Origin of the sequence: Eudoraea adriatica DSM 19308 (assembly GCF_000382125.1) — a bacterium.
Lineage (GTDB): Bacteria > Bacteroidota > Bacteroidia > Flavobacteriales > Flavobacteriaceae > Eudoraea > Eudoraea adriatica.
Genome location: NZ_KB907554.1, coordinates 53,296 through 66,961 on the forward strand (window position 1 = coordinate 53,296; position 13,666 = coordinate 66,961).

The window sequence follows — 13,666 nt, forward strand, 5'->3', positions numbered from 1 at the left end:
TGTAATGTTTGTTTTAGAAAATGGGGTTTATAGCGGGATTTTTGTTGTTTTTTTAATTGGGAAAAATTATTTTGTGATTTGCCGCTTTAAGGTTTAAAGATTATATTATAATGCGGATATTAGAGGCTTAAAACCAGAATAAAATTCTGGAACTTTAGAGTTCAACAGAACAGTTAATAAAATTTATGCATCAGACAGATAGATTAGAAGAATTCAAAAAATCGGTAAAAAATAAATTCTACATTTATAACAGCTTGTTTTTAAATCTGCCCTACCGGGGTATTGAAAATGTGGGAATGCTAATTCCGCTTTTATTTGATCAATGCGAAAAAGGGTTAAAATCCGGCAAAAATCCACAGGAAATATTAGATTTATTTTTCCGGTATTATGCAAATATAGAAACAGAAAAAGAACAAATTGATTTTATGTTCAGCATAATTCAATACGTTGAGCGGCAGGTGGTATTATATGATAGTGTGGAGGATGCGGCATTTCCGAAATTACATGAACATTCGAGCTCTTTATCCATAAAAGATTACTTTCAATTAGTAAGTAAGAATAAAAGCTGGGAAAAGATTGCAAAGAAATTATCAAACTTCAGTGCACGAATTGTTTTAACCGCTCACCCGACTCAGTTTTATTCCCCGGCTGTCCTTGATATTATCGAAGAATTGAAATCACTTATTCTTGAAGATAAGATTAATGATATTGATGTTGTTCTTCAGCAGTTAGGTCTCACATCACTAATAAACACCAAGAAACCAACGCCTTTGGATGAGGCAAAAAATATTATTTACATCCTTAGAAATGTTTATTATGACGCGGTCGGAGATTTGTTCTCATATATTAAAAGCAATATTGAGAATGATGATTTTGATAACTACAACATTATTAAACTTGGGTTTTGGCCGGGAGGGGATAGAGACGGAAATCCATTTGTGACGGCGGAAATTACAAAAGACGTAGCTGATGAGCTCCGCACTAATTTAATGAAATGCTATTATAATGATCTTAAAATACTTCGTAAGAAACTTACTTTTAAGGACTCACGACCGGAATTGAATGCTTTAAGAGACAGGCTCTATATAGCAATGTTCGATCCTGAAAAAGTAGTGAACTATGATGATATCATCAGACCGTTACTAAAAGTACGGGAAATATTGATAGACAAGTACAATTCGCTCTATCTGAAACAACTTGACGATCTTATTGACAAGGTAAGACTATTCAAAACACATTTTGCAACCCTTGATATTCGTCAGGATCATAGTAAACACAAAGAGGTAGTTGAAACTATTCTTAAGGTTAATGGCTGCATTAATGCAAGTCTTGATGAACTTGCAGAAAGTGAATTAACGAATTTACTTCTCAATAAAAATTTGAAATTAGAGGCTAAGGATTATGATGATGAAATTGTAAAAGATACCATTGCGAATATTTCCCAATTAAGAGAAATTCAGAATAAAAATGGTGAGGAAGGTTGTAACCGTTATATTATTAGCAACTCGGAGGATATCTATTCTGTTCTATTTGTTTATGGTCTTTTCAGATGGTGTGGTTGGGAGAAGGATAATATTACTTTTGATATTGTTCCGCTTTTTGAAACAATGAACGGTATGGATACTGCGGAGGCTACCATGCAGTCCTTATTTGATTTGCCTGATTACAGTTCACACCTTGAACAACGGGGTGGCAAGCAGACCATGATGCTCGGATTCTCTGATGGCACAAAGGATGGTGGCTATTTAAAGGCCAATTGGTCTATTTTGAAAACCAAGGAAGTTTTGTCAAAAGTTTGTTCTAAAAATGGGATCGATGCAATATTTTTTGATGGCAGGGGGGGGCCACCTGCACGTGGAGGAGGAAAAACACATCGCTTTTATGCTGCACAAACCAAGGATATTGCCAATAATGAAATACAATTGACAATTCAGGGCCAGACAATTACAAGTACTTACGGTACTAAGGAACAGTTCATGCATAATTCGGAACAGTTATTAACTGCAGGATTGTCTAATAACCTATTTGGAAAAGAAAATATAATTTCAAGGGAATCAAGAAAGTTGATGGAAGAACTCTCTGATCTCAGTTTTGCCAAATACGATGAGCTTAAGCAACATGAAAAGTTTATTTCCTATCTCGAAAACAGGAGTACGTTAAAATATTATACTAAAGCCAATATTGGAAGCAGGCCGGGAAAAAGGGGGCAAAAAGCCAAATTGGAACTCACTGACCTGAGAGCAATATCCTTTGTGGGGTCCTGGAGCCAGCTCAAACAAAATGTACCCGGATATTTTGGTATAGGTACGGCTATTAAAAAACTGAAAGATAAGGGAAGGTTAAGAGAATTGAAAAAACTATTCCGGGAAGTACCGTTCTTTGAGGCTCTGATGAATAATAGTATGATGTCATTGTCTAAGTGTTATTTTGAATTGACAAGTTATATGAAGGAAGATGAAGAATACGGCGACTTCTGGAATATCCTGCATAATGAATATCTGTTATCCAAAGAGATGTTATTGCTTGTCAGTGGTTCCAAAATTCTAATGGAAAATGAAGCTGTGTCAAGAGAATCAATTAGGATACGGGAAAATATTGTATTGCCGCTCCTGGTAATTCAACAATATGCCTTACATCAGATTAGTGAGAATTCCGCTAATAAAGCACTTTATGAAAAGATAGTTACGCGTTCTTTATATGGCAATATTAATGCCAGTAGAAATTCTGCGTAACTTGGGTATGCAGCCAGGCTATGCTGTTTTTTAGAGCGTAAAACATATTTTTCCAACAGAAGTCCAGGAAATCAATTTATTGCATTTTAGTACTCATAATTGCGTAAAAAGCTTCTATACCGTATGCAATCTGACCAATTTTTAGATTTTCATTTGGGCTGTGCTGATTATTATCCGGATTCACAAGAGGGACAAGAAAAGCAGGAATCTTAAGTTCATTAATAAAAGGAGCGATTGGAACAGTGCCACCCATGATCCTTATTTGTACGACATCTTCTGAAAATGTTTTTTTAAATGTATCTACCAGAAAATTTCCATACATATTGTCCAAATCTGTCCTGAATGCATCTGTTACTGTACCCTCAGTAATGGTTATGATTTTGTTGTGCTTCATTCTTTGAGTGACATCCGGCACTTCAGCCATCACATAAAACCCTTCATTTTCGATATGTTCTTTGACAATGTTTTTCAAATGATTCCCATCTGTTTCAGGAACCAGCCTGAGATCTATTTCAGCAGTGGCACTTTCAGGTACTATGGTGCGTACTTTCTCACCAACCCATCCAGAAGCAAGGCCCCTGATATTCAATGATGGATATTGTAAGGCTTCCTGATAAAAAGAACCCACTTTCTCGGGTTGCTTAATAGCCAGGTGGGTATTGATTGCAGCGGCATCGTCCGGTACACTGCGCAATATGTTTTTTGTTGATTCATCTATAGTAATTCCATCATAGTAGCCGTCAATCAGTACCCTGCCATCCTTGTCTTTCATGCTGGCCAATAGCCCTGCCAATTGAAACCCGGGATTAGGGGCATAGTTGCCATAGTGGCCACTATGTTGGGGATTTATAGGCCCATAGGTGGTAAGCGTTAATGTAGTTATTCCTCTGGCACCATATGCAATAGTTGGTTTGCCGGAAGCATGTACAGGACCATCTGAAATGATCAAAAAATCTGCTTCTAACAATTCTCGATATTCTTTTACTGCCTTTGGCAGGGGGGCGCTACTTTTTTCCTCTTCTCCGTCCAGGATTACTTTTATGTTAAATGGAATTTCCACCTTGTTTTTCGTCAAAAGGTCTATGGTATTGAGGAACATAACTATTGGCCCTTTGTCGTCCGAAGTAGAACGGCCAAAAAGACGCCAATCATAATTCACATCTTCCTTTAAATCATCAAATGACAGCGTTTTCCACCCATCATTTTCCTTTGCTTTGAGTTCTACTTTATAAGGATCTGGTTGATCCCATTTGGATGGATCCACAGACTGTCCGTCGAAATGCATATAAAAGAGAATTGTTGGCTTGTCGTCTTCCATAGGAAGGGCTGCAAAAAAAAGCGACTCCCCTTCGGTAGGCAGTACAGAGGAATTAAAGCCCCTCTCATTAAATTTTTGAGTTAACCATGAAAGATTTCTGTTGATATCTGAATGATCTAAAGCATCGTTGGGGATGGCTATAAACTCCCTTAGCTCATCTATAGTTTGCCGCACCTGAGATTTAATTTCAGAATCCTGTGCATTGTTACTCCAAAATGTAAAAAATAACAATAGGGCTATTAATTTTTTCATATAGTCATGTGAGTTGATAAAGATTTAAAAATAGCAATTTCTATGCGTTGCGCAAATGCTTAAGCTTTAAAATAAATAAGCGAAACAAAAGCAAAAATGGAAATCCATGTAAAACAAGATCAAACCAATCTATGGGTTTCATGCCAATGCCTCCTCCTAAAACCCATTTTAGTTTACCCCAAATATGAGGTTCCGGGAAAAATGGAGCCAACCCCAGGGTTAAACACAATAAGATTACAATTTTCCAATTGTTAATTATACTCATGATAATGGTTTAATTGTTTTTATAAAATCCGGGATTCCCTCTGTGCCGTTTTGTGATAACATCTTTATAAAAGCTGAGCCTATGATAGCTCCTTTAGCCGTCTTTGTAGCCTGTTCGAAAGTCGATGCATTACTTATGCCAAAACCTACTATTTGCGGGTTTTTAAGATTCATTCCGGCAATCCTCCTGAAGTAAGCATCCTGCTCTTCTCCAAATCCTTGTTTAGCTCCTGTAGTACTTGCTGAACTTACCATATAAATGAATCCATCGGAGGCTCTGTCAATTTGTCTAATCCGTGAATCACTCGTCTGGGGGGTTATCAGGAATATATTTATCAATCCGTATTTTTTAAAAATAGGCTCATAATCCTCCTGATAAACATCCAGCGGTAAATCGGGCAGGATAAGTCCATCTATACCTGTCTCCTTACATTTTTTACAAAAATTCTCCACACCATACTGCAAGACAGGATTAAAATACCCCATTATGACAAGCGGTATTGAAACTGTTTTTCTTATTTCCTTTAATTGATCAAAAAGCAAATCTGTTCCCATGCCATTTTTTAAAGCTATTGTGGAACTTTTCTGAATGGTGGGCCCATCTGCCAAAGGATCACTGAATGGTAAGCCTATTTCAATCATATCCACACCGCTTTTTTCCAAATCCTCAATAATAGGTACCGTGTCATTTAGGTTGGGATAACCGGCAGAGAAGTAAATGGAAAGCAGTTTTTTGTCTTCTTCCAGCTTTTTTTGTATTCTGTTTTTCATTTTATGGGAACCATTATAATTTGAAATAATCTATATAAGTCTGCAAATCTTTATCACCTCTTCCTGAGAGGTTTATGACGACAATATCGTCTTTTTTAAATTTTCTGTGATTAAAAATGGCGAAGGCATGAGATGTCTCTATGGCCGGTATAATACCCTCTAACTGGGAAACGACTAATCCTGCCTCCATGGCTTCGTCATCGGTAACTGAAATAAATTCACCTCGCCCGGAGGTGTAAAGATGTGCATGCATAGGGCCGACGCCAGGATAATCCAATCCCGCAGAAATAGAATATGGTTCGGTTATCTGACCATCTTGAGTTTGCATGAGCAGGGTTTTGCTTCCGTGAATAATTCCTACTTTACCCAGGGCAGAAGTTGCCGCACTTTCTCCGGAATGAACTCCTTTGCCGGCCGCCTCCACGGCAATAATACCAACATCATTATTATCCAGATAATGATAATAAGCGCCTGCAGCGTTACTTCCGCCACCCACGCAAGCCACAACATAATCAGGGTTGGGTGTACCTTCTTTTTCCATTAACTGCGACTGTATTTCCTCTGATATTACAGATTGAAATCTGGCAACCATATCCGGGTAGGGGTGAGGACCAACAACGGAACCTATAATATAATGGGTATTTACAGGATTATTAATCCAGTCGCGTATAGCTTCATTTGTCGCATCCTTAAGCGTCCTGCTGCCTGATAAGGCAGACCTTACTTCGGCACCCAACATTTTCATTCTGGCAACATTTGGTGCCTGACGTGCAATATCTATTTCGCCCATGTAAACTACACACTCAATACCCATAAGTGCACAAACCGTAGCGGTAGCTACCCCGTGCTGCCCGGCGCCGGTTTCTGCAATAATTCTTGTTTTGCCGAGTCTTTTAGCCATTAATATTTGTCCTATGGTATTATTGACCTTATGGGCACCTGTATGACATAAGTCTTCCCTTTTCAGGTAAATCTTTGTTTTATATTTATCTGAAAGGCGATTGGCAAAATAGAGCGGGGTTGGCCTTCCTACATAGTCTTTTAATAATGCCTTGAATTCTTTAATGAAAGATGGTTCTTCCATAATCCGAATATAGTTTTGTCGAAGCTCTTCAGTGTTGGGGTAAAGCATTTCAGGGATAAATGCTCCCCCAAACTGTCCGTAATAGCCTTTTTCATTTGCATGATAAGTCATATTTCAATATTTATGATGAGTTGGTTTCTAACAAACGATTCTTGAATTCCTTTAATTTATCTATATCCTTAAGGCCAGGAGATTTTTCAAATTTGCTGTTGACATCAATAGCGTAGCAAAATTTAGATTCTTCTTTTTGAAGAAATTCCAAAACACTATCGAGTTCCTCAGGTCCTATTCCACCACTAAGGAAATACGGCTTTTTTGATGGATATCCCTTTAGGACTTCCCAATTAAACTGATATCCATTGCCACCGGGTAATTTACCCTTTGTATCAAACAAAAAGAAATCAGCCGACTGCTCGTATGCATCAAGTTGTGAAAAATCAAAGCTGTCCTTTATGCTAAATACCTTGATGATATCAATCCTTCTATTTTGTTTTTCAAATTGCACTTTTAGATTTGCACAGAATTCTGGAGATTCATTCCCATGCAATTGTATCGCATTTAATGCAAATTCTCTGGTGCGATCCGAAATTATATTGGTATTCGCATCAACAAATACCCCAACTTTACAAATTGTTTCAGGTAATTCGGGAATAGTTCCGTCAAAAAAGCGTTTGGAAGGCTCCCAAAATATAAACCCAAGGAGATCGGGCTGTAATTTTGCAACCTCCGCTATATTGTGGTTCATTCCACAGATCTTCAATTTCATCTCGCCATTTGGTTTATAAATTCCCTGGCACTCTCACCCGGGTTCTCTGTTTTCATAAAGTTTTCACCAACCAGGAAACCCTGGTACCCCAGTTCTCTCAGCATTTTAATCGCAGAAACAGAGCTGATACCACTTTCTGATACCTTTACAAATTCCTGAGGGATATGTTGCGATAGCGAAACACTGGTTTCTAAGCTTACTTCAAAGGTTTTTAGGTTGCGATTATTTACTCCTAACATATCCAAACTTGGCATCAATGAATTAACTAATTCCTCTTCATTATGCACTTCCAGTAAAACATCCATACCCAGGCTTTTTGCTAATTCTGACAAAAGCTTTATTTGTTTTCTGGTCAAAATAGCGCCGATAAGTAAAATAGTATCAGCTCCATAGGCACGTGCTTCTATGACCTGGTATTCGTCTACAATAAATTCCTTTCGCAACAGCGGAAAATCAACGGCTGCCCTGGCCAATAGCAAATCATCAAGGGAGCCACCAAAATACTTCGCATCTGTTAATACAGACATGCCGCAAGCACCTGCATTCATGTATCCTATAGCAATATCCTGAACACTCGAATTTTGATTGATCACAGATTTAGAAGGAGACCTCCTTTTGTGCTCGGCAATAATCCCGGATTCACTATTCCGCAATCGCTTAGACAGGGATAATGGTTTCCGCTGGAAGAGGTAAGAATTCTCTAATTGCATAAGGGGAATTACAGTTTTTTTAAGTTGTAATTCTCTTTTTTTATCAGTAATTATTTTTTCTAATATATCCATCAGGTGCTTAATTGCTGAAGTTTTCTTAAGGCTTTCAGGCCATTTTTGTTTAGGAGAGATTCTTTTGCTTTTTCAAAACCTTGTTTCGGACTTATATCTAAAACTGTGGCAATAGCTACTCCGGCATTTGCACAGACCACATTGTTTTGTGCTTCTGTACCCTTGCCCTGCAAAATATCCATAAATATCTGCGCAGACTGGTCAATACTTTCACCTCCTGCGATTTCACTTTGCTCAACAATTTCTACTCCGAAATCTGAAGGATTTAGAATAGCCTCAGTATTATTTGAAATAGTTTTAGTGCTGCCTGTCAATGAAATCTCATCGTAGCCGTCAAGGGCGTGGAGCACTGTATATTTTTTATCCGTATTCTGATACAGGTATCCATACATTCGTGCTAATTCCAAATTAAAAACACCAACTATTTGATTTTTAGGAAAAGCAGGATTCACCATGGGCCCGAGCATGTTGAAAAAAGTCTTCACTGCGAGCTCCCGGCGTATAGGGGCCACATTTTTCATGGCAGGATGAAACAATGGGGCGTGTAATACGCAAATCCCCGCTTCGTCTATTGATTTTCTTAGAAAATCCGGATCATTACTGAATTTTACACCTAAAAATTCCATAACATTACTGCTCCCACAGGTAGAAGATACTCCGTAATTGCCATGTTTGGTGACTTTAATGCCGGCTCCTGCGGTAACAAAGGAAGCCAGAGTAGAAATATTAAATGTATCCTTGCCATCACCTCCTGTGCCACATAAATCAATAGGATTGTATTCAGATAAATCTATGGCAAGACATAACTCTAAGAGTGCGTCCCTGAACCCTTCTAATTCTTCAATGGTAATGCTCCGCATCATGTACACCGTTAGAAATGCCGCAATCTGACTGTTGTTATAAGTGCCTTTTGCGATATTTACCAATACCTGCCTGGCATCCTCTTTTGAGAGAATGTCATGATTGATTAATTTATTTAGAATCGCTTTCATTTGAGTTAAATTTACAGTGAATCACAGATGGTTTAATTAGTTTTTCAGCCAATTTTTAAGAATTTGCTTACCGTCCGGGGTTAGTACCGATTCCGGATGAAATTGAACAGCACAAACATTATAAGTTTTATGCCTCAAAGACATCAATTGTCCATTCTCATCGAATGAAGTGGCCTCAAGGACATCAGGCAGTTCCGGATCAACAACCCAGGAATGATATCTGCCTACTACAATTTCTCCGGGCAGCCCTTCAAATAAAGGTTCTTTATTTTCAAGGTTGATTTTTGTAGCCACCCCATGATATACTTCGTCTAAATTTATCAATTTACCACCATAAACTTCACCAATTGCCTGTTGTCCAAGACAAACTCCGAATATGCTTTTTGTTGGGGCATATTTTGCAATAATTTCTTTAAGAAGCCCAGCTTCATCAGGGATTCCCGGACCTGGGGAAAGTACTATTTTCTCAAATTCGTCTACTTCCTCCAACTTTAGCTGGTCATTGCGCTTAACAACCACTTCACAACCCAAATCTTCCAGATAATGCACCAGGTTATATGTAAAGCTATCGTAGTTATCTATTACCAATATTCTGTTCATGTCTTACTTATTATCCTTCTCAGATAGTTTCTGCAATATCCAAAGCTTTGTTAAGAGCTCCCAATTTATTATATGTTTCCTGTAGCTCCTTTTCCGGCTCGGAGGCAGCTACCAATCCTGCTCCTGCCTGAAAGTGAAGTTGGTGATTCTTACTTAAGAAGGTCCGGATCATAATAGCGTGATTAAAATCCCCGTTAAAATCCATAAAGCCGATCGCACCACCATAATAATCCCTATTGGTGGTCTCATACTTTTCTATGAGTTGCATTGCCATATGTTTGGGAGCACCACTGAGGGTGCCTGCAGGGAATGTGTCTGCCACCACTTTCATAGTAGGAGTTTCTTTTTTCTTTTGCCCGGTAACTTTTGAAACGAGATGAATAACATGTGAAAAGAATTGTACCTCCCTGTAATTTTCAACACTTACCATATTCCCATGTCTGCTCAGATCATTACGAGCAAGGTCTACCAGCATAACGTGTTCGCTATTTTCCTTTTCATCTTCCGTCAGTTTTTTGGCCAGTAGAGCATCTTCTTCATCATTACCTGTTCTTTTAAAAGTACCGGCAATTGGATGTATTTCTGCCTTTCCATCTTTAACTATTAATTGAGCTTCCGGGGAGCTGCCAAAGATTTTAAAATCACCATAGTCAAAATAAAACAGATATGGAGATGGGTTAATAGAACGCAGTGCCCGGTAAACATTAAATTCATCTCCTTTAAACCCTTGTGAAAACCTTCTCGAAAGGACCAATTGAAAAACATCGCCCCTTTTACAATGTTTTTTGGCCAGTGCCACATGTTCTTTATAATCTTCATCATTTAAGTTGGATGAAGCCGAACCCTCCTTTCTAAAATTGTAGGATGCAAAATTTCTTATACTAAGCAGTTGTTCAATTTCAGAAATATTATTGTCCGTGTCATAGCAATGGGCAAATATGTAGGCCTCATTCTTAAAATGATTAATAGCAATTATGTTTTGGTAAACAGCATAATAAATATCAGGAATGTCCAGGGCCCCGTCTTTTTTTGAAATTGAGATATCTTCAAAGTATCTCACAGCATCATAGGACATGTATCCAAATAACCCATTGTTTATAAACTTGAAGCCATTGGTTTCTGTTTTGAACTTTTGACTGAATTCATGTATTATATCCACTACATCCGTCTTATCGTTTATGGCTATTTCCCTGACGGATTTATCAGGGAACAGCTGCGTAATTTTTTCATCCTTTATTTTAATAGAAGCCATTGGATTGCAACAGATATAGGAGAATGTATTGTCGTTTGCCCTGTAATCACTGCTTTCCAAAAGGATACTATTAGGAAACTTATCACGAATTTTAAGATATACGCTAACCGGGGTTATGGTATCCGCGAGAATCTTTTTGTAATATGTTTTGAGTTCATATGCCATATTCTGAAAAAATTAAAATTTACTAATACTGAAAAATCAAAAAGGCTTGTCGTGATTGACAAGCCTTTTCGTATAGTAATACTACAATGGTGCTTAGCTCACGACATTAAACGTAAGATATTCCACCACCATGTATTTACTATTCCAAAGTTCATTGAGTCAAATATAGAAAGGAATTTTATAATTACAAATCAATTTCAGGGAAATATAGAATCAAATTTAAAGATTCCCTTAAGTGCCTTTAGTAATAGGAATTCTCAATATTTAAGTTCCATGCGTTCTGATCTGTATAAAATATCTGTTTGACCCCAGGAAGCAGTATTGTTGCCATTTTCACTTTTCAAATCCAGTGTAGCTTCAAAAACCTCTTTCCCGGTCTTATAGTCTACTTCAACGATTTTAGCGGATAATTTTGTTCCTTTTTTCAGATAACCTGCAGTTACCAGAACATTATTTGAATTGTACAGATAGTCTACGTCACTAACAATAGTAGAGAAAAATTCCTCCCCTCTTTCCTTACCATATTGCCATACTTGTTCTACCGTTTTATCCTTTTCATTTATCTTATATTCAACCGCACGGGAATAGTGGACGTTATCTTCAAAATGCCTCAGGATGCCGTTGTCAAATACCATAACATTGCCATTGGGTAATAGCATTGGTGCATGCAATCCCCATGGAAAGTCAAAATCATCAGCACTTTCATTACCCTCCTGAACGCCTCTCCGGTATGGTTTCCCTTCGGCATCAACAGCGGTTAGTAAATATGGTTTGGTTTCGAAACCGACTCCGTCACGGCCAGATTTCCCCCAACCTTTATGTGGTGCCAGTATCCATTCCAGACTGTCATTCCATGATATTTTTATTAATCCCTGGTTTTTCCCGGATACAATAATTGAATTATCACTTGGGTTAAAAGCTAACCCATTCATGTGTAACCAATCTCCCGGTTTAAAAAAATTAAGATCATTTCTGCTCACATCTAAATTTTTGGCTAAATCCCATACCCGCAAAATTTTGGAACTTTTACGGTCAATTGCAACGATATAATCACTATCAGATTTAACCTTTTTGCCATCCAGGCTTATAAATTGTCCTCTAATTCCAACACATGCTAATAAATTTCCGTCGGGCAACACAACCACATCATGGTGCATGCCATAATTTGCATTTATATTAGTTTCTTTTAAAGGTTTGCCCAACATGTCAAATTCATAAATAGTATGCCTGCTAACCATTATTATTGTTCCGTCCTTAAGTCTATGAAACGGGCTAACCATTTTACCGGCAAAACTCAGATCAAGATACCATCTGACCTGGCCCTGGTCATCAAAAATAATAGGACCGGAATTGAATTTGCCATTGTTTGCAAAATGAAGGTCACAGGCGTGCATGCCCTGTTCCATTTCATCCCTGTTTAGCTTGTTTATGGTAATATCTGGAAAATGACTTGGAGTATTTTCTGTTTTCAATTGAATGGTATCTATCACCCGCCCCTCTTCGTATGCCAGCGTAACTACCACATTATTTAAAGTATTTGGGTATAAACCAACTACCGGAATCTCCAGCTTGGTGGCGTTATGATTGAAAGTTTGTTCTACAGGAATCTCACCCAGCACCTTAATGGTAACATTACAGGGTTTTTCTGTTTCAATTTCCAAAAGAGCGGTTAATGGCGATATCTTGTAAGGGTTTATGGTTGATTTTATGGAATATTCCAATTCGGAGCCACAACTACTTAAAATAAGCAGAAAAAAAACTAACGTACCAGCTAAGCTAGAGGATGCCTTAAATGTCATTTTTTATTTTTATTCAAAAATAAAGGTTTAGGACTAATTTCACTGATTTTATATATAGATAAAAATTTCTCGCAGGGAGAATCAGACGGAATAAAAGCATTTATACTGATAGCTTACATGGAAGGATACAATCAATGACAATACCCTGCAGATGAAACAGGCGATAAATAGGATAGGCCAGTCCTGAAGAAAATATTTCAAGTCAGGCAATAGCAGTATGGGATGCCATTAAATAAAAAATCCTGAATATGATCATATTCAGGATTTGATATCAGTTTAAACTTTCTTAGAATTCCAAATCTACTACAAGATCAAATTCATCATAGATTGTTTTATCACCCAGGTCATCAAAGAAACTACCTGAGCCATATTTAACATTGTATTGGGCCCGGTCTACTTTTAAAGTCGCAGTTGCCTTGCTTCCATAAACAGATACATCAAAGGTAACCGGCTTTGTTACACCTTTAATAGTAAGATCACCTTTAACTTCGTAAGAATTTTTTCCACTGGACTTAACATTTGTAAAAACCAATGTAGAGGATGGGTGATTCTCAACACCAAAGAAATCATCAGACTTAAGATGTCCTTCTAATTTTCCTTTGTATTCTCCTTCAAGATCCGTTGAGATCAAAGATGTCATATCTACTTCGAATTCTCCACCCGTAAGTTTGCCTTCATCGAACATTAGTGCACCGGATTTAAGGTTTACAGTTCCGGTATGAGACCCTGTTACTTTATAAGCTTTCCAGGTAACCTTACTTTCATTGGCTTTTACTTCTTTCTTTTCTTCATTGATTGAAGTGTTTGCAACCGCTGTTGCCCCAAATACTATGGCCAGTGCCAGACTTAATACATTTTTTTTCATGTTTCTAAATTTACTTTGTTTAAT

Annotated in this window: 12 protein-coding genes; 1 reads left to right on the forward strand and 11 read right to left on the reverse strand. The window is 37.7% G+C overall.

What is annotated here, in order from left to right; genetic code table 11:
* Nucleotides 1–185: 185 nt before the first annotated feature.
* Nucleotides 186–2,732, forward strand: a complete 2,547-nt coding sequence (locus G504_RS0116830) for a phosphoenolpyruvate carboxylase (protein ID WP_019671371.1) — start codon at nucleotides 186–188, stop codon at nucleotides 2,730–2,732.
* 76 nt (nucleotides 2,733–2,808) lie between these two features.
* On the opposite strand, the gene G504_RS0116835 is transcribed toward G504_RS0116830, so the two are convergent.
* The 11 genes from G504_RS0116835 to G504_RS0116885 form a co-directional block, all read right to left on the reverse strand.
* Entirely contained in the window at nucleotides 2,809–4,302 is a 1,494-nt protein-coding gene (locus tag G504_RS0116835) for a M20/M25/M40 family metallo-hydrolase (protein ID WP_019671372.1), read from the reverse strand.
* Between the two features lie 40 nt (nucleotides 4,303–4,342).
* On the reverse strand, nucleotides 4,343–4,567 hold the full coding sequence (locus G504_RS0116840) for a hypothetical protein (RefSeq protein ID WP_019671373.1): 225 nt from the start codon (nucleotides 4,565–4,567) through the stop codon (nucleotides 4,343–4,345).
* Nucleotides 4,564–5,337, reverse strand: coding sequence for a tryptophan synthase subunit alpha (gene trpA, locus G504_RS0116845; RefSeq protein WP_019671374.1), 774 nt, complete (start codon nucleotides 5,335–5,337; stop codon nucleotides 4,564–4,566). The genes G504_RS0116840 and trpA overlap by 4 nt, the downstream gene beginning before the upstream one ends.
* A gap of 13 nt (nucleotides 5,338–5,350) precedes the next feature.
* Nucleotides 5,351–6,532 carry a tryptophan synthase subunit beta gene (trpB, locus tag G504_RS0116850; protein ID WP_019671375.1) on the reverse strand — a complete coding sequence of 394 codons (1,182 nt, stop codon included), beginning with the start codon at nucleotides 6,530–6,532 and terminating at the stop codon, nucleotides 5,351–5,353.
* A 10-nt stretch (nucleotides 6,533–6,542) separates the two neighbouring features.
* Entirely contained in the window at nucleotides 6,543–7,187 is a 645-nt protein-coding gene (locus tag G504_RS0116855) for a phosphoribosylanthranilate isomerase (RefSeq protein WP_019671376.1), read from the reverse strand.
* Complete coding sequence (trpC, locus tag G504_RS0116860) at nucleotides 7,184–7,969, reverse strand: indole-3-glycerol phosphate synthase TrpC (protein ID WP_019671377.1); 786 nt, start codon at nucleotides 7,967–7,969, stop codon at nucleotides 7,184–7,186. Before trpC ends, G504_RS0116855 begins: the two co-directional genes overlap by 4 nt.
* Nucleotides 7,969–8,961, reverse strand: coding sequence for an anthranilate phosphoribosyltransferase (trpD, locus tag G504_RS0116865; RefSeq protein WP_019671378.1), 993 nt, complete (start codon nucleotides 8,959–8,961; stop codon nucleotides 7,969–7,971). Before trpD ends, trpC begins: the two co-directional genes overlap by 1 nt.
* Before the next feature lie 36 nt (nucleotides 8,962–8,997).
* On the reverse strand, nucleotides 8,998–9,561 hold the full coding sequence (locus G504_RS0116870; protein ID WP_019671379.1) for an anthranilate synthase component II: 564 nt from the start codon (nucleotides 9,559–9,561) through the stop codon (nucleotides 8,998–9,000).
* Nucleotides 9,562–9,580: 19 nt separating this feature from the next.
* Entirely contained in the window at nucleotides 9,581–10,978 is a 1,398-nt protein-coding gene (locus G504_RS0116875) for an anthranilate synthase component I family protein (RefSeq protein ID WP_019671380.1), read from the reverse strand.
* Nucleotides 10,979–11,235: 257 nt separating this feature from the next.
* Nucleotides 11,236–12,777: an aryl-sulfate sulfotransferase gene (locus tag G504_RS0116880; RefSeq protein ID WP_019671381.1), complete on the reverse strand. Its 1,542-nt coding sequence runs from the start codon at nucleotides 12,775–12,777 to the stop codon at nucleotides 11,236–11,238.
* A 286-nt stretch (nucleotides 12,778–13,063) separates the two neighbouring features.
* Entirely contained in the window at nucleotides 13,064–13,642 is a 579-nt protein-coding gene (locus G504_RS0116885) for a YceI family protein (RefSeq protein WP_019671382.1), read from the reverse strand.
* Nucleotides 13,643–13,666: the final 24 nt, after the last annotated feature.

Bases quoted from the DNA above. Each gene is read 5' to 3' on its own strand.
- G504_RS0116880 (WP_019671381.1), bottom strand. From the start codon at position 12,777: ATGACATTTAAGGCATCCTCTAGCTTAGCTGGTACGTTAGTTTTTTTT.
- G504_RS0116875 (WP_019671380.1), bottom strand. From the start codon at position 10,978: ATGGCATATGAACTCAAAACATATTACAAAAAGATTCTCGCGGATACC.
- G504_RS0116870 (WP_019671379.1), bottom strand. From the start codon at position 9,561: ATGAACAGAATATTGGTAATAGATAACTACGATAGCTTTACATATAAC.
- G504_RS0116840 (WP_019671373.1), bottom strand. From the start codon at position 4,567: ATGAGTATAATTAACAATTGGAAAATTGTAATCTTATTGTGTTTAACC.
- trpA (WP_019671374.1), bottom strand. From the start codon at position 5,337: ATGAAAAACAGAATACAAAAAAAGCTGGAAGAAGACAAAAAACTGCTT.
- trpC (WP_019671377.1), bottom strand. From the start codon at position 7,969: ATGGATATATTAGAAAAAATAATTACTGATAAAAAAAGAGAATTACAA.
- trpD (WP_019671378.1), bottom strand. From the start codon at position 8,961: ATGAAAGCGATTCTAAATAAATTAATCAATCATGACATTCTCTCAAAA.
- trpB (WP_019671375.1), bottom strand. From the start codon at position 6,532: ATGACTTATCATGCAAATGAAAAAGGCTATTACGGACAGTTTGGGGGA.
- G504_RS0116885 (WP_019671382.1), bottom strand. From the start codon at position 13,642: ATGAAAAAAAATGTATTAAGTCTGGCACTGGCCATAGTATTTGGGGCA.
- G504_RS0116835 (WP_019671372.1), bottom strand. From the start codon at position 4,302: ATGAAAAAATTAATAGCCCTATTGTTATTTTTTACATTTTGGAGTAAC.
- G504_RS0116855 (WP_019671376.1), bottom strand. From the start codon at position 7,187: ATGAAATTGAAGATCTGTGGAATGAACCACAATATAGCGGAGGTTGCA.
- G504_RS0116830 (WP_019671371.1), top strand. From the start codon at position 186: ATGCATCAGACAGATAGATTAGAAGAATTCAAAAAATCGGTAAAAAAT.